Annotated in this window: 25 protein-coding genes; 12 read left to right on the top strand and 13 right to left on the bottom strand. The window is 34.4% G+C overall.

Features of this window, described 5'->3' with window-relative positions:
• Positions 1–209 precede the first annotated feature (209 nt).
• Positions 210–1,538, bottom strand: a complete 1,329-nt coding sequence (locus KDE13_RS09005; protein WP_212143626.1) for a DUF945 family protein — start codon at positions 1,536–1,538, stop codon at positions 210–212.
• A gap of 2 nt (positions 1,539–1,540) precedes the next feature.
• Entirely contained in the window at positions 1,541–1,921 is a 381-nt protein-coding gene (locus tag KDE13_RS09000) for a RidA family protein (RefSeq protein WP_212139570.1), read from the bottom strand.
• A 511-nt stretch (positions 1,922–2,432) separates the two neighbouring features.
• On the opposite strand from KDE13_RS09000, the gene cheQ reads away from it, so the two are divergent.
• Positions 2,433–2,906, top strand: coding sequence for a cheVAW transcriptional regulator CheQ (gene cheQ / locus KDE13_RS08995; protein WP_212139571.1), 474 nt, complete (start codon positions 2,433–2,435; stop codon positions 2,904–2,906).
• On the opposite strand, the gene KDE13_RS08990 is transcribed toward cheQ, so the two are convergent.
• Together KDE13_RS08990 and KDE13_RS08985 are read right to left on the bottom strand one after the other, a co-directional pair.
• Positions 2,903–3,463, bottom strand: coding sequence for a Fe-S-containing hydro-lyase (locus tag KDE13_RS08990; protein ID WP_212139572.1), 561 nt, complete (start codon positions 3,461–3,463; stop codon positions 2,903–2,905). The genes cheQ and KDE13_RS08990 overlap by 4 nt on opposite strands.
• Positions 3,464–3,646: 183 nt before the next feature.
• Complete coding sequence (locus tag KDE13_RS08985; protein ID WP_212143625.1) at positions 3,647–4,492, bottom strand: fumarate hydratase; 846 nt, start codon at positions 4,490–4,492, stop codon at positions 3,647–3,649.
• 487 nt (positions 4,493–4,979) lie between these two features.
• Between KDE13_RS08985 and KDE13_RS08980 the strand changes: the two genes are divergently transcribed.
• From KDE13_RS08980 to KDE13_RS09860, 5 genes are all read left to right on the top strand, one after another.
• Positions 4,980–6,038 (top strand): TRAP transporter substrate-binding protein, encoded by a 1,059-nt coding sequence (locus tag KDE13_RS08980; protein ID WP_212142488.1) that lies wholly within the window; start codon positions 4,980–4,982, stop codon positions 6,036–6,038.
• Positions 6,039–6,458: 420 nt separating this feature from the next.
• Positions 6,459–7,076, top strand: a complete 618-nt coding sequence (locus KDE13_RS08975; protein WP_212143624.1) for a restriction endonuclease subunit S — start codon at positions 6,459–6,461, stop codon at positions 7,074–7,076.
• Between the two features lie 26 nt (positions 7,077–7,102).
• Positions 7,103–7,576, top strand: coding sequence for a restriction endonuclease subunit S (locus tag KDE13_RS08970; RefSeq protein WP_212143629.1), 474 nt, complete (start codon positions 7,103–7,105; stop codon positions 7,574–7,576).
• A gap of 87 nt (positions 7,577–7,663) precedes the next feature.
• Positions 7,664–7,837 (top strand): hypothetical protein, encoded by a 174-nt coding sequence (locus KDE13_RS08965; protein WP_212143623.1) that lies wholly within the window; start codon positions 7,664–7,666, stop codon positions 7,835–7,837.
• A 274-nt stretch (positions 7,838–8,111) separates the two neighbouring features.
• Positions 8,112–8,300 carry a hypothetical protein gene (locus tag KDE13_RS09860; RefSeq protein ID WP_420838382.1) on the top strand — a complete coding sequence of 63 codons (189 nt, stop codon included), beginning with the start codon at positions 8,112–8,114 and terminating at the stop codon, positions 8,298–8,300.
• A 506-nt stretch (positions 8,301–8,806) separates the two neighbouring features.
• On the opposite strand, the gene KDE13_RS08960 is transcribed toward KDE13_RS09860, so the two are convergent.
• Complete coding sequence (locus tag KDE13_RS08960; protein ID WP_212143622.1) at positions 8,807–10,132, bottom strand: hemolysin family protein; 1,326 nt, start codon at positions 10,130–10,132, stop codon at positions 8,807–8,809.
• Positions 10,133–10,304: 172 nt separating this feature from the next.
• Between KDE13_RS08960 and KDE13_RS08955 the strand changes: the two genes are divergently transcribed.
• Complete coding sequence (locus KDE13_RS08955; protein ID WP_212139578.1) at positions 10,305–11,615, top strand: sodium-dependent transporter; 1,311 nt, start codon at positions 10,305–10,307, stop codon at positions 11,613–11,615.
• Positions 11,616–11,646: 31 nt separating this feature from the next.
• The gene (locus KDE13_RS08950; protein ID WP_212143621.1) at positions 11,647–12,249 is read left to right on the top strand and encodes a TaqI-like C-terminal specificity domain-containing protein; all 603 of its coding nucleotides are present in this window, start codon (positions 11,647–11,649) and stop codon (positions 12,247–12,249) included.
• A 77-nt stretch (positions 12,250–12,326) separates the two neighbouring features.
• Here KDE13_RS08950 and KDE13_RS08945 read toward each other — a convergent pair whose 3' ends face one another.
• The 7 genes from KDE13_RS08945 to KDE13_RS08915 form a co-directional block, all read right to left on the bottom strand.
• Positions 12,327–12,836, bottom strand: coding sequence for a flavodoxin family protein (locus tag KDE13_RS08945; protein ID WP_212139580.1), 510 nt, complete (start codon positions 12,834–12,836; stop codon positions 12,327–12,329).
• 8 nt (positions 12,837–12,844) lie between these two features.
• Entirely contained in the window at positions 12,845–14,065 is a 1,221-nt protein-coding gene (locus KDE13_RS08940; protein WP_212143620.1) for a radical SAM protein, read from the bottom strand.
• Positions 14,066–14,082: 17 nt separating this feature from the next.
• Positions 14,083–14,901 (bottom strand): ABC transporter substrate-binding protein, encoded by an 819-nt coding sequence (locus KDE13_RS08935; RefSeq protein WP_212139582.1) that lies wholly within the window; start codon positions 14,899–14,901, stop codon positions 14,083–14,085.
• Between the two features lies 1 nt (position 14,902).
• Positions 14,903–15,673: an ABC transporter ATP-binding protein gene (locus KDE13_RS08930; protein ID WP_212143619.1), complete on the bottom strand. Its 771-nt coding sequence runs from the start codon at positions 15,671–15,673 to the stop codon at positions 14,903–14,905.
• Positions 15,673–16,650, bottom strand: coding sequence for a FecCD family ABC transporter permease (locus KDE13_RS08925; protein WP_212139584.1), 978 nt, complete (start codon positions 16,648–16,650; stop codon positions 15,673–15,675). The genes KDE13_RS08930 and KDE13_RS08925 overlap by 1 nt, the downstream gene beginning before the upstream one ends.
• Positions 16,651–16,694: 44 nt before the next feature.
• Complete coding sequence (locus KDE13_RS08920) at positions 16,695–17,483, bottom strand: HugZ family heme oxygenase (RefSeq protein ID WP_212143618.1); 789 nt, start codon at positions 17,481–17,483, stop codon at positions 16,695–16,697.
• A 156-nt stretch (positions 17,484–17,639) separates the two neighbouring features.
• Entirely contained in the window at positions 17,640–18,095 is a 456-nt protein-coding gene (locus KDE13_RS08915) for a DUF411 domain-containing protein (protein WP_212139586.1), read from the bottom strand.
• A 188-nt stretch (positions 18,096–18,283) separates the two neighbouring features.
• Here KDE13_RS08915 and KDE13_RS08910 point away from each other — a divergent pair, with 188 nt between their 5' ends.
• From KDE13_RS08910 to KDE13_RS08895, 4 genes are all read left to right on the top strand, one after another.
• Positions 18,284–19,261 carry a putative transporter gene (locus KDE13_RS08910; protein ID WP_212143617.1) on the top strand — a complete coding sequence of 326 codons (978 nt, stop codon included), beginning with the start codon at positions 18,284–18,286 and terminating at the stop codon, positions 19,259–19,261.
• Positions 19,258–20,079 carry a M48 family metallopeptidase gene (locus tag KDE13_RS08905; RefSeq protein ID WP_212143616.1) on the top strand — a complete coding sequence of 274 codons (822 nt, stop codon included), beginning with the start codon at positions 19,258–19,260 and terminating at the stop codon, positions 20,077–20,079. Before KDE13_RS08910 ends, KDE13_RS08905 begins: the two co-directional genes overlap by 4 nt.
• Complete coding sequence (locus KDE13_RS08900) at positions 20,076–20,570, top strand: GNAT family N-acetyltransferase (protein ID WP_212139589.1); 495 nt, start codon at positions 20,076–20,078, stop codon at positions 20,568–20,570. The genes KDE13_RS08905 and KDE13_RS08900 overlap by 4 nt, the downstream gene beginning before the upstream one ends.
• 233 nt (positions 20,571–20,803) lie before the next feature.
• Positions 20,804–20,953, top strand: coding sequence for a hypothetical protein (locus KDE13_RS08895; protein ID WP_212143615.1), 150 nt, complete (start codon positions 20,804–20,806; stop codon positions 20,951–20,953).
• Positions 20,954–21,264: 311 nt separating this feature from the next.
• Here KDE13_RS08895 and KDE13_RS08890 read toward each other — a convergent pair whose 3' ends face one another.
• Positions 21,265–21,417: a hypothetical protein gene (locus KDE13_RS08890; RefSeq protein WP_212139590.1), complete on the bottom strand. Its 153-nt coding sequence runs from the start codon at positions 21,415–21,417 to the stop codon at positions 21,265–21,267.
• Between the last annotated feature and the right edge of the window lie 154 nt (positions 21,418–21,571).

Genomic DNA, 21,571 nt, shown 5'->3' with positions numbered 1-21,571 from the left:
GTTTAACATTGTTAAGTTAAAGAACAACGATAAATAAAGAAAAGGCTTTATTAACATGTAAGTTAAAGGTGGTTTCTTAATTCGTGAGCTGGAATTATATACAAGGGAAGCTTAAAGTATGTTGAAATAAATAGAGTTTTTTAAAAAATATAAAATTTTTCCAAGAAAAAGAAAATCTCTAATGAATTTATTAGAGATTTTCTTAGAATTTAAAACCCAGAGCCCATCAAGCTAGAAAGTTTTATATCATCATTAATTATAATATCCATATTATTCTTATCATATTTAAATTTAAGCAAACTATTCTCGCCGTTTTTAAGTTTTAACTGCTCTTCAAGCATTGCTACGACAAAGACTGTGCTCGTATCAGGCAGATTATAATCTCTTATAAACTCAGTAAAGCTACCTTTCGTTTTAAGCTCACCATCAAAGTCAACGCCATAATATAATGCCATAATACTTTCAAAATCTTTTGTATTTATATCTGGAAATTTTAGATTAAATTTAAAATCAACCACCCTATCTTTTGGATTTGCTAAGCTTAGTTTTTTTAGATTTATCTTAGCACCACTTAGTAGCTCAAGTACTGCTTGCTGCGATTTTAACAACATCTCATCACTAATATCAAGCGTATTTGTCATATTATCAAATATGTTAAAATGCTTTACATATGCAACAAAGTTAAAACCTTCCGCACTTAGTTCTACATCTAAATTTTTAATAATATCTTGCGAGTCAAGTTTAATATTTGCAATCTTGTAACCAATATCCATATCTACTTTTTCGCCTTTATATCTACTCTCGCCCCAAGCCGTCATATCATTTATCTGTAGATCTATGCTCTCTTCACCTTGTGATTTGACTATAAATTTGTCAATCACAAAACTTGAGTTCTCTTTTTCTATAGGCATTTTGTATAAAATATAATCTTTAAATTTAATGTAATCATCAAGCTTTGAGTCAAATTTTAAGCCCTGCAAACTAAGCTCATTACCATCGTTTTTTAAGCTAAAGCTTGGCATATCAAGTTCATAGCTTTTAAAACCATCTTTTTTTGCATTTACAAAGATTGTTATTGGATCAGACTTTATACTATTGTGGTTATGGTAGTTTATCGCTACTAGCTTAGCCACTACATCTGCACTCTCATCAGCATAAATTTTACTATTTATGCTAAGAGGCGTATCCGTGCCAAATATCCTTACAACACTCTCCTTATCAGTCAAAATTTTCACCGCATTATTTATATCAATAGCACCACTTAAGACATTTAATCCATATTTTATATCACTTATAACCTCAACTTCTACAACCTCATTAGCTATCTTTACATATCCGCCAATAACGCCCCTTGCATCAAACAGACCCTTTTTATAGCTTTTTTGCTTTAAGTCGATTGAAAGACCGTTATTAAAGCTTATATTCTGCAAATTTAGCGTGTATTCATCGTATTTTGACTTAACATAATCTTGCAGATAAAATACAAATCCGCCAAATCCAACCACTAAAATAGCTATGATATATAAAATTTTTTTCACATTTATACCTTTATAGTTGCGATAAGTTCTATCTCTACAAGAGCGTTTTTAGGCAGAGTTTTTACTGCTATTGTGCTACGTGCAGGGAAAGGCTGAGTAAAAAAACTCGCATAAATTTCATTTACCTTTACAAAGTCTGCGATATCAGCTAAAAATATCGTGGTTTTTACTACATCGCTAAAGCTCGCCCCAGCTTCACTTAAAATCGCCTTTAAATTTAAAAGAGATTGTCTAGCCTGAGCCTCTACACTCTCACCAGCAAACTCTCCTGTCGCAGTAACTCCAAGTTGTCCTGAGACAAACAAAAAGCCATTGGCTACGATCGCTTGTGAGTATGGACCGATCGCTTGTGGTGCGTCTTTTGTTGAGATTACTTTTCTCATTTTGTATCCTTATTAAAATTTAGGTTATTATAGCTTTTATTTTTTAATAAAATTTAAAATTTCTTTAAAATCTTTTGCCGACACTTAAGAGTATATTTAATGCCTTACTATCAAGGCTAATCTCTCCTGCTACGCCTAGCTTTTAAAGTATTTTTGGATTCGTACTCATTAGTAGAATTTAATTTAAAATCAAGCGAGATTTTAGTATCTCTTTACACATTCTTAATATATCAAAACAATATCTTCCGTTTGCTATGAGCTAAATGCTACTACTTGCCTATTTCTAAATGTATTCTTGTATAGGTAAAAATGTACTTGAGTATAAGCCAGAGCTAAAATTATAAAATAACTTAAATTTCTCGAATTTCATACTTTAGTATTATTTTAATATTATATTTATTAAAGATTATACCTATTAAAAATTTTAAATATATGTTAAATCAAAAAGACTTTAAAAATATTTATAAATTTTGATATAATTTTATAAAAATAATCTCCTGAAAGCTAAAATTTGAAACTAACACTAGCACCTAATGAATTTTTAGATGATTATATACTAGGCTGTGAGTTCGCTAAAAACGCTAAAATATCGAGCAATGCCTATCTATTTTGGAAAAACATAATATACGCTAAATTTGAGAACTCACGTGTTGTATTTTTAAACACAAAAACAATACCAAGCAAATATAAAGATATAGCAAACTCTTGCACTAGCTTAAATGGACTAGTTTTAACTAGCACATTTTGCTCATTTACCGGACTTGCCCCATCACATCTTGTGTCTAAAAATGGCTCAAAAATTTATAATATAGTAGAACTTCATGAAATTTGCGGTATAAAGTTTATAAATTTAAAGAAATTTTATGATGATTTGGGGCTTGAATACTCCTACCGCATATACATAGAAAAATGCAAATACTTCTCCCCTACACCATTTGAAAAGCGTATCAAGATAACTGACACGCTTTGTTTGGGATATTATTAAATTTTCTTATACGGTTCTTGTCCAACCTTATAAAAGTCGTTGCCATCACTGTCTATAGCAACTATAGCAGGGAAGTCTTCCACCCAAAGCCGTGCGACTGCCTCAGGACCTAGCTCAGGGTAGGCCAAAACTTCGTATCTTTTAATACTTTGGCTTATTAAAGCTCCTGCACCGCCGATGGCTACCATATATACGCAACCTGACTTTTTCATCGCCTCCACGACTGCTTCTGAGCGGTAACCCTTGCCGATCATACCGTTTATGCCAACTTCGTTTATCATAGTTGGGGTGTATTTATCCATCCTACCGCTTGTCGTTGGACCTGCAGCTCCGATGGCTTGACCTGGCTTTGCTGGGCTTGGTCCAAGGTAGTATATAGTCTCGCCAGCTAGATTAACCGGCAACTTCTCTCCACGAGCCAAGGTCTCGGTGAGTGCCTTGTGAGCGGCATCACGAGCGGCAATAATGGTGCCAGTTATTAACACGTTATCTCCCGCTTTTAGACTCTTTACCATATCTTTGTCAAATGGTGCTGTTATACGTTTTACTTCTGACATTTTTGTCCTTTTAAATTTATAAAAAATACATTTTATTAAGTAAATCTGATTTCAAATCGCTTGATAAAGTTCTGTTTACACTACTATAAATGGTAACAAGATTTTGCAGTTAGCTATCGCTTTCTTAAAAAATCATCAGAGATAGCCTTGCTCATTAAAATCAACTTACTAAGAAATTTTACTCTATATCTGTGCATCAGCATGTCTGGCTGCGTGACAGTTGATGTTTATCGCCACTGGCAACCCCGCTATATGGGTAGGATAAAACTCTATATTTACTTTAACTGCGGTATTATCACCACCCAAGCCTTGAGGCCCAACTCCTGTTGCACGAGCTAGTTCAAGCAACTCATCTTCAAGCTTTGCGTATCTCTCGTCTACATTTCGACTATCTACTGGGCGAACAGCTGCTTGTTTTGCTAAAAGTGCCGCCTTCTCCATCGTACCACCAATACCTACACCCACAACCATAGGAGGACAAGCATTTGGACCAGCTAGTTTTACTGCCTCTAAAAACACTTTCTTAACGCCCTCTAAGCCATCGGCTGGGACGAGCATTTTTAAAATTGACTTATTTTCGCTACCAAAGCCTTTTGGGGCGACTAGAATTTTTATCTTATCGCCTGGAACTATGCGAGTGTGAATGACCGCTGGAGTGTTATTTGTAGTATTTTTACGCTCAAAAAGTGGCTCAGCAACAACTGACTTTCGTAGGTATCCGCCTACATATCCATCTGCAACACCAGCGTTTATGGCATCTTCTATGTATCCGCCCTCTATATGTACATCTTGACCAACTTGTACAAACACTACTGTCATACCAGTATCTTGGCAAAGTGGTGCTACGCCTTTTGTAGCAAGATCGGCATTTTGCAAAATTTTACCAATTATGTCTTTGCCAATAGGTGAGCTTTCATTTGCTTCAGCCTTTACAAATGCCGCACGCATATCAGGCGTAACAACATAACAGGCTTTTTTGCAAAGTTCGCTTACAACTTTTGTGATCTCATCACAATGAACTACTCTCATCCTGCCTCCTTAAAAAATTTTCTCTATTATATAGCTTAATAACTTAATTTTACAAACGAAATAATATAAAAATTTACATTAAATTTGATAAATTTAATAAATTTTTAAATTTATTATACTTTTATCTTTTTATAAATATTATATTAATTAAAATTCTTAAGATATCTTTGTGAATAATAAATTTCATCACTTTTGTCTTAATCAGCTCTTTAAGTGTCAAATATTTTCAATACCGCCAAATGTAAATTAAAACTAAGTAGCCGTGCTTGTATAAAGCTCAAGCTTTGCGAAATTTAGCATATTAAATATGTGAAAATTTATTAAAGGTTATGTGGCTATCAACGTTTATAGCATAAAGAATGGAAATAAATTTAAAAGCTTTACTTTTTTACTCAAATTTACAAATTCTAACTACATTTTCTTCAAAAAATGTGTAAATTTTAATACATACGCCATATAATAATTTAAATTTTTAAAAGGACAAAATATGAAAAAATTTGCTGTTTTTGCACTAAGCATACTACTTGCAATATCGGCTATTGCAGCAGAAAAATACAAGCTAAAACTCGCTACAACTTATGATGTCAGTATGCCAGTCTTAGGTAAAGCACCAAAGCTTTTTAAGGATCTTGTGGAAAATATGAGCAACGGACGTGTCGAAGTCAGGATTGATTATCCAGCTAAACACAAAGCTCAATTTGCGATATTTGATATGGTAAAAAGTGGTCAGTATGACGTTGGATACACGGCTGGGTATTTTTATAAAGGCAAAGACGCAAAACTTATGCTATTTACGACAGTGCCGTTTGGTATGAATACTGCCGAACAAAATGCTTGGTTTGAATACGGAGGTGGCAAAGAGCTTTCAAAAAAGGTTTTTGATCAATACAACATCGTATCGTTTCGCGGTGGTAATGCTGGTATGCAAATGGGCGGATGGTTTAAAAAAGAGATAAAAACACTCGATGATTTAAAGGGATTAAAGATACGCATACCAGGGCTTGGCGGTGAGATAATGGCAAAACTTGGTGCAAATATCAACACAATCCCTATTGGTGAGCTATATATGGCACTTGAAATGGGGACGATAGATGCAGTTGAATGGGTTAATCCAGCAGCAGATATAAATTTTGGCTTTGAAAAAGTAGCAAAATACTACTACACAGGTTGGCAAGAGCCTTCAAGTGAAAATAATTTTTATCTAAATAAAAAGCTTTTTGATGGTATGCCAAAGGACATACAAACTATCATACAAGCAGCTGCTATGGTCGTTGCAGACGATGTTTATAACGAATTTTATGCTAAAAATGCACAAAATCTTGATAAAATTTCAAAAGAACATCCAGACGTAAAGATAGCGACATTTCCACCAGAAATTTTAACTGCTCTTAAAAATGCAACAAATGAAGTGTTAGATGAGCTTAGCTCAAAGGATCCAATATTTAAAGAGATATTAACATCGCAGCGAGAATTTTTAAGGATAAGTCGTGAATGGACACAAACTGCTGACTTTGCATACATTAAAGGAAATATAGAGCAAAAATAGGTTTAAATTTATAAAGCCTTATTTATTTGATAAGGCTTATTTTATTATTCACAATGCAAATTGTATCTGCAATGTAGTTACAAAATGAAAACCTTAATACAATAAAAATATAAATCGTACCCATTTGTATCTCGCTAAGTTATCGTGGACTACCTTTATCTTGCTTGTGCCAACATTCTTACTTATTTTTTAAATAATCTATAGATTTTTATAAAATAATATGACTTTTTATATATTTATGTTGACCTTAAAACTTAGAATTTGTTATACTTGCATTTATTAATAAATTACTATACTATCTGATAAGCCCAGTAAAGCACTCGGAGTTAGTATTTAGACACTTATAAACTGAGATAATTAAACAAAAAGATAGCCTATAAAAGAGATTCAATCTCCTAAAGCCAAGAAAGAGATTAAGAGATGAATTATATTGAAAAACTTATAAAAGAGAAATGTCCAAATGGAGTGGAGTTTAAACCACTTGGTGAAGTTGGCAAAATTTCAATGTGTAAGCGTATTTTAAAAAGTGAAACAAACCCAAAAATCGGAATTCCATTTTATAAAATAGGAACTTTTGGCGGTGAAGCTGATGCCTTTATTTCAGAAGAAAAATTTATAGAATATAAAAATAAATATTCTTATCCAAATAAAGGCGATATTTTAATTTCAGCTTCGGGAACTATTGGAAAAGCTGTTATTTTCAATGGTGACCCATCATACTATCAAGATTCAAATATTGTATGGTTGGCTCACAATGGAAACGAAGTTTTAAATAAATATTTATACTATTTTTATTCTACAAATCCGTGGAAAATAGAACAAGATGGAACAATACAAAGACTTTATAATAGAATTATAGAACAAACAAAAATCCCCATCCCACCTATGGAAATTCAAAACGAAATAGTAAAAATTCTTGACGCGTTTACAAAGCTAGAAGCAGAATTAAAAGCACGTCGCCGCCAATATGAGTTTTATAGAAATTCTCTTTTAGATTTTGGTTCACCTAAATCCCCAGGGGGGGGGGGCAGAGTTTAAAATGCTAGGGGAAGTTGTTGTCATAAATAGAGGAAAAAGAGTTAAGCGATGATTATAAATTTGAAGTTTATCATGGTAGTTCTGACACAATACTAGGCTATTATAACGACTTTAATGTAGAAGCTAATAGTGTTATTGTTGTAAATACTGGCGGTATAGGTGGAGTTAAATTTTTATCATATAAATTTTGGTGTTCTGATGGTTGCTTTAATATATCTGGTAACGAGATTTTATCTGCTAAATTTATATATTATTTTTTAGATACAAAAACAGATTATTTTATATCAAATAAACGAGTCGGCGGAGTGCCTACTATAGATAAAAAAATAATTGAAAATTTACAAATCCCCATCCCACCACTTGAAAAACAGCGTGAAATAGTTGAAATTTTAGATAAATTTAGCGAACTTACTACAGATTTACAAAGTGGCTTACCTGCTGAAATTTCAGCTAGGCATAAACAATACGAGTATTATAGAGACAAACTTTTAAAGTTTTAAATAATGCACAAATGATTTAAAAGCGAAATTTGTTATAGCTAATTTTATTTTAAAAAAGGATATGAAGACAGCTTGGAAAGTTGTCTAATGAAAGATTATAAACCAGCCTATTATACTGATGAGCCTGGGAATTTAAGAATAAAAAACAATGATGACGAGATACAAGCTCATCAAAGAGAGGTCAAGGAAAATTTAAAAGACTTTATTGATGAAATCGTTGATTTAAAAAATAAATTTAAAAAATATTTTGTTTGGCGATAGGAGAAACATAATATTAAGAAGTGAAAAAACAGAGGACTTGTTAAGCGAGTGGAGCAAACGTGCAAATATAAGAAAGGCAAGAAAACGATGAAAAATTTATATATTTGCAGGTGTTAACGGTGCTGATAAATCAACTTTATAAGAATGGATTTTTGGTGCAAGGATAAATTCATATAAAATTATTAAAAAATTTCGAAACTGACAAAACCTAAAAGATCAAAATAGGACTGGTAAAATAGATCTAAAGCTTAGAAAATAATATCTTAAGCATAGGATAGATTTTAATATAGAAACAACGTTAAGCGGACATAGTATAGTTAAATTTATACAAGACGCAAATAAAGCAAGTTACAATATCAAGCTTTATTATGTAGGCTTAGATAGAGTGGAGTTATCAAAACAAAGAGTAGCAATAAGAGCCTCCAAAAATGGATATAGTATAAACAAAGCTTTGATAATTTAGTTACTATAGCTCCATTATGCGACACAATATATTTTTTTGATAATAGTGTTTTTATAAAAGACGAACAGTTAGAAAATTTGAAGCTTTTAGGTAAAAAACAAGGCTATATCATACAGGGAAATACAAATAAAAAAGTATTGTGGTTTGATGATGTATGTGAAAAATTCCAGTTGATTATTCTGCAGTAGAAGAGATAAAAAGTATAAATTTATGAAACATAGGTATAAGCAATGTTACTAGAATACATAATGCTTTTGCTTTTATGAATTTTAATCAAGATTTATAAAAATGGAATTTAAAAGTATTAAAAATGTTTCTAATGCAAACCCTTAAAAGGGTTGATTTAAAATTTTACTGACATTTGTGTCTTTTTGATTAAATTCTTATAGACAATGCTCAAGTAATACAAGCATACTATTTTATATTAGCAATATTTTTTAAGCTAATAAGTCTTGGTTAGCAGACTATATGATATAACTATAATGCCACTTTATTGCTAAATTTATTTACTCTGCCTCAGGTAGTTTTTTACGTACTTTTAAGCTTAAGATACTCGCTCCATCCATCTTACGCACTTCATAGTAGCAGTTTTCATCCTCTATCTTATCTCCCACAACTGGCAGACGTCCAATGAGATTAAAGACATAGCCACCTATTGTAAACTGATCGGTCTCTTCATCGAAGCTAATACCAAGTAGCTCCTCAACGCTCTCAAGATCATAACGCCCATTAAACTCATATACATTTTCACTCAGTTTTTTAAAGTGTGGGCCAGCGTCATCGTGTTCATCGTTTAGCTCCCCAAGCACCTCTTCCATTATATCTTCCATCGTTAAAAGTCCAGCCGTACCACCATACTCATCAACGACAAGAGCAGCTGAAATTTGCTGTTTATTCATCATCACAAGCACACGCGAAATAGACAGACTCTCAGGCACTATGACAAATTTACGCACGATAGCGTCAAAGCTTTTATTTTTATCCTCACCAAAGTGAATTTGTAGGATATCGCGTATATGTATCATACCTAATATATTATCTTTTGAGCCATCTATGTAAGGGTAGCGAGTGTATTTAGACTCAAAAATAAGTTTTAAATTTTCTTCAAAACTTTTTTGTTTGTTTATGCAGACCATATCACGACGTGGTGTCATTATCTCTTTTGCGACCGTGTCGCTAAAATCCACCGCATTTTTGATAAGCTCAGTCTCAAAACTATCAAGCACACCGCCCTTTAAACTCTCACCGACTATTATCTTTATCTCTTCTTCTGAGTGGGCTAGGTCACTATCTTTAGCTGGTTTTATGCCGAGTAATTTTAACCCAGAGGCAGCTAGAAAATCAAAAGTCTTTATAACTGGCGAGAATAAAAACCAAAAAAGATGTAGCGGTTGTGCGATTTTAAGCACCGAAGTTTCAGCCTTTGCTATCGCCACTGACTTTGGTATAAGCTCCCCTACGACAACGTGAAGTAGCGTGATAAAAGTAAATGCTATCGCAAAGCTAACGGAGTGCAACAAAATATCATTTAGTTCAAAATACTCTTTAATCGATGTTTCTAGTACTCGTGCGACCGCTGGTTCGCCTATCCAACCAAGTGCAAGTGAGCTTAGCGTGATACCAAGTTGCGTAGCAGAGAGATAAGTGTCAAGCTTGTTTGACATATCGTAGGCTAGTTGGGCGTTTGGGACTTTTTCTTTTATCAGCTCTTCAAGGCGACTTTTACGCACTTTAACAAGACAGAATTCAGACAGAACAAAGAAAGCATTTAATAGAATAAACACGACTGCAATAGCAATCATCAAAAGCGAGTTGTCGCTACTGGGGTGCAATTAAGATCCTTATGATAAAAATTTCAGCTAATTATAGCAAAAACTTATATTTTTCTCAAATAGTTATAAATTTTGTTACCTATCGTTATATAATGATAAATTTATAAATTTAATAGGCAATTTTTAAGTAAATTTTGCTAAGATTAAACATATTTTAAATTTAGGCTTTTTTATGAAACATAAATTCTCATCTCGCTGGGCTTTTATACTCGCTTGTGTCGGCTCAGCAGTCGGTATGGCAAATGTTTGGGGCTTTCCGTATAAGCTTGGCACAAATGGTGGTGGTGCGTTTTTACTCATTTATATATTTTTCATCGCACTATTTTCATACGTCGGGCTCTCTGCTGAATACGCTATCGGACGCAGAGCAAAAACAGGCACACTTGGCTCTTACGAATACGCGTGGCAGACGCGTGGACTTGGAGTTATTGGTAAGCTTATAGGTTGGCTTCCGTTAGCTGGTTCGCTATGTATCGCTATAGGTTACGCCGTCATCATCGCCTACGTTCTTAAAGCACTCACACAGTCGCTTGATGGCTCGCTTATGAGTGTAGATACAAACACATGGTTTGAAAGCTTTGCTCTATCGCCATATTCAGTCGTGCCATATCATTTTATAGTCGTTGCAGGGACACTTATCACGCTATTTTTTGGTGCAAAGAGTATTGAGCGGACAAATAAGATAATGATGCCACTATTTTTTGTGCTGTTTGTGATATTAGCTATCAAAGTAGCCACACTTGACGAGGCAATAAACGGCTATAAATTTTTATTTACAGCGGATTTTGAAAAGCTTAAAGAACCGATGGTATGGGTCTCTGCTATGGGTCAGGCGTTTTTCTCTCTATCTATAACCGGCTCTGGTATGCTTGTATATGGAGCATATCTTTCAAAGCAGGAAAACATCGTAGATTCTGCTAAAAAAACGGCATTTTTTGATACGTGTGCGGCTATGATAGCAGCTCTTGTTATGATACCAGCTGTTTTTGCTTATAATATGGATGTAGCAGCTGGACCTAGTTTGCTTTTTGTAACACTTCCAAAAATTTTACAAAATATGCCGGGCGGCCAAATTTTTGCTATTATTTTATTTGTTGCGGTTATATTTGGTGGTATTACCTCCTTGCAAAATATGTTAGAAGCGGTGGCTGAATCTATAATGCATAAATTTCCATATCTTAATCGCAGTCTAACGCTTGTAATTTTATGTGCTGTATGCTTTGGATTTGGAGTGATAATGGAAGATATCACAAGCTGGGGTCCGTGGATGGATTTTGTCTCTATCTATATTATACCAATAGGTGCTGTCATCGGTGCGGTGTCGTGGTTTTGGGTGATGAAAAAAGATGAGCTTATAAGTGAGATAAATAATAGTGCGGATAAAATTTATGGTCGCACTTGGTATAACATCGGTCGCTTTATCTACGTTCCATTAGCTGGACTGCTCTGTGTCATCGCACTAAGTATGAAAATATCATTTTAACTTAACGCCTGATATTTGTCTTGGTTGTAGTATGTGGCTAGATGAGAATGCAGAGTATTTTTACAACGATACATCTTATGCTTTTGTCTTAGATGAAAAACAAAGTGGTTTATATAAATTTTACTTAGCTATTTTAAATTCATCCTTACTTTGGTTTTTTCTAAAAAAATCAAGCTCGGAACTAAGGGGCGGATATTTTAGGTTTAAAACAAAATTTTTAGAGCCATTTGGATTACCAAAATTATCAAATTTAGCCGAGCAAGAGCCGTTTATTTTGCGTGTAGATAGGCTTTTAGAACTAAACAAAAATCTACAAAACGTAAAAAATGGCTTTTTAAATGAGTTAAATTTAGAAAAAATCCCAACGAAAATTCAAAACTTTGAGAGTTTAGAATTTAATGAGTTTATCAGCGAGTTTGCTAAGATTAAAAAGATAAAATTTAAAAACAAACTAGATGAGCGAGAGTTTAAAAGCCAGTGGCAAAAGCTATTTGAAGCAGACAGAGCACAGGCACAAATGCTAAAATCACAAATAATAACACTAAATGACGAGCTAGATAAGATGGTTTATGAACTTTATGGCTTAAATGATGATGAGATAGCTCTCTTAATAAACTCAACAAACCTTACATAGACAAAAAGCTATTTTAAATTTATTTTGATCGTTTTGCATTTATGATTTAGAAATTTAGTCCTATTTTAGGGCTAAGATTATAGCCCTTTAAATGCTGCTCTTGCGTTTATAAGATCGTTTGCATCAGGATGAGAGGCGGCAGCTGCCCAAGTAGCTCTGCGTTCTGGTGTGATTAGATGCATTGCTTTTTCGCCCATCTTTTCCGCCATTTCTATCATCTGTGCTATCACGGCTGGATCTATCGCACCTTGACAGATAAACTCACGTAAAATTTCATTTCCACCAGCAGCTAGTAGCTCTCGGCCTGCTTGTAACGATCTCTCTCCGTGTTCGATAGGATCTGCCCCAAGCGTTATAAAAAGTCCCACTTTTTTACCTTTGATATGCTCTTTTATATAACGCTTAAAGTGTGCGTCTGCATCACCTTTGTCGATATAATACCCAACCGCAATAAAGTCGTATCCGCTTATGTCGCTCACAGCTTCATCATCAAAACTAAATGCTTTACAACCAAGCTCGGCTGCGATGGCTTCGCCAACCTTTCGCGTATTGCCAGTAAGTGATGAGTAGATAACTATCTTTTTCATTTTTGCCCCTATTCGAAATCTTTTTGTGCTATTTTTGCAACTTCATCAGCTATTGTATTGCCCCAAAATACACCATCAATACTAAATTTTAACCCATCAGAATCCATACTTAAATAACCAGCACTCTGGCACTTCATAAAAAACATCATAAGCTCAGAAAATGTCTCATCGCTGATATATAGCCTCATATCAGTAAATTTTATCTCTTTGTATTGAAAAAGTGAGGTAAATATCCTACGGTTTTGCTCACTTTGTGGCAAGATACCAACCATCTGCAAATCTGCTTTCATATTAAATAGACCAAAATCGCCGATCTTACCACCAGCATTCACACCAATAGGCACCACATCTGATCCTGCGTGTGTTAGACGGATATATTTATACTCGTCGCGACCTTTGCGATTTATCTTTGTGTATTCTAAAAATTCGTATTCATCGCCCTTAAACATCTCATCAATAAAGGCATTATGTAGCATTTTATCTGTTTCGATGTTGTAATAATCTTGTGAAATTTTCGTCGCAAACTCCGAACCGTCTAAAAACTGAAGTGAGTAAAAACTAGCACTATCAACTTTAAAATCCTTTAAAATTTTAGCATCAGTTCTGACATCATCTTCACTCTCATGTGGATAATTATAGATAATATCCGTGCATAAAATGCCTTTAAACTCATCCTTTATCTTATGCAGATGCTCTATCGCCGAGGCTTTTGTATGTGTGCGGTTTAGTAGCTTTCTGCCCTCATCACTAAACGTCTGAATACCAATACTATAACGATTAACTCCTAGATCTTGCATAAGGCGAAGTTTAGATATATTTAGGTTATGTAGAGTAGTTTCAAAGCTAAATTCACAAGTAGGCGAGAGGTTAAATTTGCTCTTTATGGCGGTTAAAATTTGCTCTAAATGACGCTCTTTTAATATCGTAGGCGTCCCGCCACCAAAGTAGATAGACTCAAAACTTTTTTGCTTGATATAGTTAAAATTTGAAAATTTATCTATCTCGTCTAAAAGGTACTTAGCGTAATCATCAAGCTCACCATCAAGCTTACTACGATTCATCGAACAAAATGAGCAGATTCTATCGCAATAAGGCACATGAAAGTATATCACACCCTCTTTTTGCTTTGGCGAAGCAGTGTTTAAAAACCCACGCAGATCATCCATAGTCGCAAACTCAGACTTTTTTGGATGTCCTAAGTGATGTCCTTTTATCCTTTTTGAAAACAAGAAAACCCCTTTTAAATTTATTTTGTCAATTCAGTATATATCATATTCACGCCCTCATCAATACGTGGCGTACCACGCAATAAAACTGATGATGGAATGTTTAAAATTTTGCCATTTTTTGCAGCATTTGTCTTTGATAAGACTGGATTGTCTTTTAAAAATGTATCGCTTCCGCCCATGCCACCAACGATAATGATAAAATCTGGGTTATTTGAGAGTATAAACTCAGGCGATATGATCGGTGTCGCACCTTGTGTGCTACTGACTAAATTTTTAAGTCCAAGTTTAGCAAAGATATCTCCCGCAAGTGTCTTGTCACTAAATGCTGTTATTGGGGTCGACGAAAACATCACAATTACTTTTTTACCATATAACGGTGATCCTTCAAAGCTCTTAAATTTAGACTTGATATTTGCAATAAGTTCGGTTGCTTTGCTCTCTTTACCTGTAATCTTTCCAACTTGTGTTATATTTGAGTATATGTCATCAACGCTGTCTGCCCTTAGTGTGAGTATTGGGAGATTAAATTTTTTCAATCCTTCATTCACACCCATAGAGTGAAAACTTGTAATAACCAAATCTGGCTTAAGCGACACAATCTTTTCAAAATTTGGATTTGTATAAGTGCCGACATCATCAAGCAAAACAGTCTTGTCTTCGGGCCAAATTTTTGACATACTTAGTGTAGAGATCGCAACGATCTGATCCTCTGCTTCAAGTTTATAAACTATCTCAACTACTGCAGGATCGAGTATAACCAAACGCTTTTTACTCTCATTAGCAAAACAACTGACAAAACAAAGACAAAGTGTCAAAACTGATAAAAATTTTCTCATTTTAGTCCTTTAAAGCCACTACAAATGGGCTATTTTTGTATTCGATAATATCACAATTTAATCCATATATCTCTTTTAAAATTTCTTTCGTATAAAGCTCACGCACACTACCATTATGTCGTACTTCGCCATCTTTTAGCATAACAACACGATCGCAAAAAAGAGCGGCTAAGTTTAGATCGTGCAACACTATAACAGAGAGTAAATTTAGCTCCTTTGTAAGCTTGGTACATATCTTTAAAATTTCAATAGCATAATTAAGATCAAGTGCAGATGTCGGCTCATCAAGCAACAAAACCTTAGGCTCACTTACTAAAGCACGAGCTAAAAGTACACGTTGAAACTCTCCGCCACTAAGCGAGTTTGCCACACGTTTTGCAAAGTGTGTTATACCTAAAAGGTTCATTATCTCATCTACTTTTTTATGATCTAACTCACTGTAGCCTACGAATTGATTTTTTAAATGACAAAATCGCCCCATAAATATAATATCTTCAACTAAAAGCGGTGAGTTTAGCATACTTTTTTGTGGGACAAAGCCTAAAATCCTAGCCAACTCTTTAAGCGAATAATCATTTATCGTCCTATTTTGAAGGCTGATTATGCCACTTTTTGGTTGCAATATCCTTAAAATATTTTTTAAAAATGTGCTTTTTCCACAGCCATTTGAGCCAAGGATGCCAATAAATTCCCCCTGTTTGGCATCAAAATTTATATCTTTTAAAATTTTACGCTTTTCATACTCAAAGCTTAAATTTTTAACATTAAGCATCAGACAATTCCCTTTGTAGAACGGATCGCTAAGTATAAGAAAAATGGTGCCCCAAAAAACGCTGTTATAACGCCAATAGGCACTTCAATGGGAGCTAAGATACTCTTGCTAACTAAATCACAAGCGAGTAAAAATATACCTCCTACAATCGTTGAGATCGGTATAAGTATCACATTATTTGATGTTTTTAAAAGCATTCTTAAAGTATGTGGAATAATAAGTCCAACAAAACCTATCATGCCAGTAAACGCAACTGAAAAGCTAACAGCAAGTGATGAGACTATGAGTAGATATTTTTTTGTCTTTTCTACATCTACACCCAAGCTTTGTGCCTCTTCATCGCCACTTAAGATGACATTTAACTCAAATCTTTTGATATAAAAATAGACCATCGAAATGACAAGTGGTATGATAAGAATTGCCACCTTATCCCAGTTCGCACCACCTATAAAACCCATCATCCAAGCGACTATCTTAAAGCTATCTTCGCCTATAAGATATGTCGCAAAAGATGTAAATGCACTCAAAAATGACGAAAAAGCAATACCAATTATAAGTAATGTAACTACGGATTTGCCACGTTTTGATAGCTTAAATATCACGAGTGACAGGATCGCTGATGCAATGAAACCAAAAATTCCGTAATATATATCAGGTAGTTTTAGCAAATATGCAATGATCGCACCAAATGTCGCACTCGCCGCGATACCAATAATATATGGATCTGCTAGTGGATTTAAAAATACACTTTGAACTACGACACCAGAACTAGCCAGAAGCATACCGATAAGAAATGCCATAACAACACGTGGTAGACGAATTTCAAAGATGATCGTCCTTTTCATATCATCTATATCATTTCCTAGCATTAAATTTATAATATCTTTATAACCTACATCCGCCCCGCCAAGGCTTAAAGAGACAATACAAATAATAATAGCTATTACAAATACAATGCTTAAACCTATCTTACTCATATATTTTGCTTTAAATTTAAAGAGCCTAAAATAGGCTCTTGTGATTATCTTTTTGTATGTGGATACTGATCTTGCAAAGCCTGTACTTCTAACCCATTTGTATTATAAGCGGCAGCAAATCCCTTGACATATCGACCACTCGTTAGCGTTGCACGAATGATATGAAAATCTTTCATATTTTTTAGATCGGCTATCGAAGTCTCATTTGGATTTTTATCGGCGAGTTTGTCAAATATCGCATCTCTTTGCCCCTCATCAGTAATAAATTTTATCAAGCATCTCGAGCTTAAACGCTTTCTAGCAAGTATAGTTTTTGCATCTTTCTCATCTTCTATAAACATAAGTGAGACTCTATCTGGATTAGCTTTTATTGAATGATAATGCTCTGCTACCGCACTTGTATAAAAATAAACCTCATCATCCTCTCTAATAAAAGGCGCATACGAGCTAACGCAAAAACCTTCTGAATTTATACTTGATATACTTAGCGTCTTTAAACTATCGATAAAATTTGCAAGCTCATCTGTCTTTTTATCGTTACTGTGATTATGATTCATGCCTTCTGAGTGTTTAACAGCTTTTTGATCCATTTTTATCTTTGAGTAAAGTGCAATGATCTCGTTTCTAAAGCCTTCGCCATTTAAATTTGCTTTTTGCAAAAATGGCACATATATCTCGCCCTGATCGCAAACTATCTGCATACCATCTTCGTTTATGCCTACTAGTTTTACATTTGTTGGATTTTCAAATTTACCAAATACTTTGCAAAACACCTCAACTATATCGCTATGATCAGCGTTCATATGATCAATCGCTCTTTTTTGTGCGTCCATTTATCCCTCCTGTTGTTTTAATAATTAAATTTATAATAATCATTATTGATTTTAGTATGATAATATGCAATTATACTAAATATTTAGTAAATATTGTTAATAATTTATTATATTTTGCTATAAAATTTAAATTTATAGCAAAATTAGAGAGATACTTTATCTTATTTTTGTATTAGCTATATAGGTTGCAAAAATTTCTTGTGTACCATCAGTTTTAAAAAGTATCACGTCGTATTGCTCTGGCACACCGCCTTGTTCCATACCCGGACTTTCAAGTGGCATACCAGGCACACTTATACCGATAGCCCCAGCTGGCTTTAGCTCTAAAAAACGCTTCACTTCATCAGGTGGCACATGTCCTTCAAAGACATATCCGTCGATGATAGCTGTATGGCAACTTGAAAGTTCAAGTGGAACTTTAAATTTATTTTTTACTGCGACGACATCATTGGTTTTTATATCCTTTGTCTCAAAGCCATTTTTCTGCATTATTTTACCCCAAGACGTGCAACAACCGCAAGTAGGTGATTTGTATACTTCAATTAGGCTTGAGCCAAATGATGAGAGTGTAAAGGCACTAACCGCAACTGCTAGAAAAGCAAATTTTTTCATACTTTTTCCTTTTTAAAATTTGTGAAATCTTATAAGATAGGTTTAAATTTTTAATTAATATTGTAAAAATAGTTTTTCAAGTGTTTAAAATGTTCCATAAGGTTGTGATTAAGTCTAAAAAATTAATAATTTTTCTATTTTGCTTTAAATAAATTTGTTATAATCAGCCAAAAATTTTAAGGTTTTATATGTTTTCATCATTTTTTCACTCTCGTCGCTGGGCGTTTTGGGCATATGGTGGATTGATGTTTATTGTCGCTTTACTTATCTATCAAACACACCTAAATGTCCGCATAAACGACTGGTATAAGAGCTTTTATGACATTATGCAAAATATCAAAGACCACAGCGTTGATGAGTTTTGGCATGAGATTTTAAATTTTATCTACATCGCTATGCCCTATGTCATAACGTATATGGTTATATCATTTTTTGCTAGTCACTGGATATTTCGCTGGAGAGAGGCGATGACCTTTGAATATCTTGGCTTCTGGCAACGTTGTGAGCGTGATATAGAGGGTAGTTCGCAACGTATCCAAGAGGACGTCTATCGCTTCGCAAAGATAATGGAAAGTCTCGGCGTACAAGTGCTTAGGGCGATTATGACGCTTGTAGCATTTGTGCCAGTGCTTTGGGGGCTTAGTAGCAAAGTTGATCTGCCATATCTTAAAGAAATCCCCGGCTCACTTGTGTGGATTGCACTTGGTATTAGCATAGGTGGGCTTATTATATCGTGGTTTGTAGGCATTATGCTACCACACCTTGAGTATAATAACCAAAAAGTTGAAGCCGCCTTTCGTAAGGAGCTAGTCTTTGCTGAAGAGGATAAGAAAAACTACGCTAGTCGCGAGACTATCATTGAGCTTTTTACAGGGCTTAAATTTAATTATTATCGCCTATTTTTGCACTACGGCTATTTTAATATCTGGCTCATATCGTTTTCACAAATTTTAGTCATCGTGCCATATGCGATAATGGGTAGTGGATTATTTACAGGCGTTATAACGCTTGGTATTTTAGTACAAGTTAGTAACGCATTTTCGCAAGTTCGCGAGAGTTTTAGCGTATTTATAGATAATTGGACTACTATAACCGAGCTACGTTCAATCTACAAACGTTTGTATGAATTTGAGTATAATATAGGCTATAAAAGGGAGAAATTATGAGAAAAATTTTAGCATTTTTAACACTCATAGCAGTCATTTTCACAGGTTGCTTCACTAGCACAACAAACTCTGGTGTCGTAGGAGCTGACCGCAGACAACTACTGCTAATCTCAGCAGAAACGATGAATCAAAGTGCTGCACAAGCCTACGTAAAGGCACTATCAACCGCTAAAAGCAAGGGTGCTTTAAACATTGATCCCATACTAACAAAACGTGTGCGAGCAATCGCTGCAAGGCTCATCGCACAAACTCCTGTGTTTAGAGAAGATGCTCTAAAATGGGCGTGGCAAACAAATGTCATAAACGAAGCTACGCTAAATGCATGGTGTATGCCGGGTGGCAAGATAGTCGTTTATAGCGGACTTATCAACAAACTAGCCTTAAACGATGCTCAAATAGCCGCTGTGATGGGGCACGAGATCGCTCACGCACTAAGAGAACACAGCCGAGAACAAGCTAGTCATGATCAAGTCAAAAACATTGGGATTTTTGCTATTAGCGAGGTAGTAGGACTTGGTAGCAGTGGAGCAAATTTATTAAATTTGGCCACGCAATACACCATAAGTCTGCCATTTTCACGCTCACACGAAACAGAAGCCGATCACATCGGTACAGAGCTAATGGCACGTGCGGGGTATGACCCAAATGAGGCGATCAAAGTGTGGGAGAAGATGAGTAAATTTTCAAGCTCGGCACCCATAGAGATACTAAGCACCCACCCATCAAATACCTCTCGAATAGCCGATCTAAAAGTCATTGCTAAAAAAGTTGAACCACTTTATATCGCTGCTATAAATAATACAAAGACATTAAAATGAGCCTTGAGATAGTCCTTGCAAAGCGTGAAGACCTACCTAAAATAGTAGAAATTTATAACTCAACTATACCAGCCCACACCTCTACTGCCGACCTAACACCGGTAAGTGTAGAGCAGCGTGAACCGTGGTTTTACGCGCACAAGGGCAACAGACCACTTTATGTCATGCGTGATGACGGTGAGATCGTAGCGTGGTGTAGTTTTAGTGATTATATTGCACGTGCAGCGTATGATATAAGTGCAGAAATCAGCTTATATGTCAGCCATAATGCACGTGGTAAGGGCGTTGGGGCAAAGTTTTTAACCACTATGCTCTCACTCGCTCCATCACTTGGGCTAAAAAACGTCATCGCCGTTATCTTTAAACACAACAAACCTAGCATAAATTTATTTCATAAATTTGGCTTTGAAGACTGGGGTGAACTGCCAGATGTGTGCGATATAGATGGAGAGCTAAAAAGTGTTGTAATACTTGGTAAAAGGGTTAAATAAATTTAAAAACATCTTTAAATTCACGAAATACACACTTTTAGCTAAATCTGCAAAAGCAATAAAATAAGCAATAAATACAAAACACTATTATGTAACATTTGGCTTTAAAATAGTGATGTAAATATAAGAGATAAAACGCAGTTTGTAAAAATTTAAAGAGCTAGCCACCTTTTTTTGTAGATTAGATTAGTATTGTAGTTGGTATCCTAGCATCATATGAATGTAGGTTTTAGATGCAAAAGTTTATAATGAAATATCTTAGCTTAAATATACCAGCTATCTTATGGCGTTCAAGTCGTCATTATATCGCTTTATTTGTAGCTAAATTTAACTCAGTTATGTCAACTATCCTGCCACTAAAACTTCAATCACAATGCCCATAAGCTACTTAAAGTAATTATCCATTCTAATATGCAACCTCGTCAGCGTATAAATTTAAAAGCTCTGCACAAGCGTATATTATGATATTTTTTGTCTACAAATATTTGCAAGAGGTATGATGAGTTGTTATGGTAAAATTTATTAGCAAAAATGTATTAACCAAAATATAAATAAAACTATTAGAGTGTCTTTATCCCTAAAATACAGGCTTTTTAATGAGTATGACATTTTTCATATTGATTAAAATGTCTGATGTTTGGCACACTTTTGGCACATTTATATCTAGGTATAAATTAAAATGCTTTTTAACCTTTTAACCCCTTTTAGATAAAGACCTGACTACAATTATACCAAGCAATGCTCCTAAGATTAATACAACTATATCTGCTGTAGAGTTAGATATATGAGAAGCCACAAAGTAACCTGCTAAAAATATTCCTAATATAGCCCCTATAAAATACTTCATTTATACACCTTTTTTTAATTTTTACTATAAAAATCCTATAACAATATACTTAGAAAGAAAATTTTTAAATACTGATTAAACAGCTTTAAAACTTCATCTAACGCTTATAGCTAAATTCTACCTTATTTTACTGTTATAATAACTTAAAATTTAA

It is taken from the genome of Campylobacter anatolicus (genome assembly GCF_018145655.1).
Taxonomy (GTDB): domain Bacteria; phylum Campylobacterota; class Campylobacteria; order Campylobacterales; family Campylobacteraceae; genus Campylobacter_A; species Campylobacter_A anatolicus.
The sequence above is the reverse complement of the archived record's forward strand: the minus strand, read 5'-3'. Positions and strand labels throughout refer to the sequence as shown.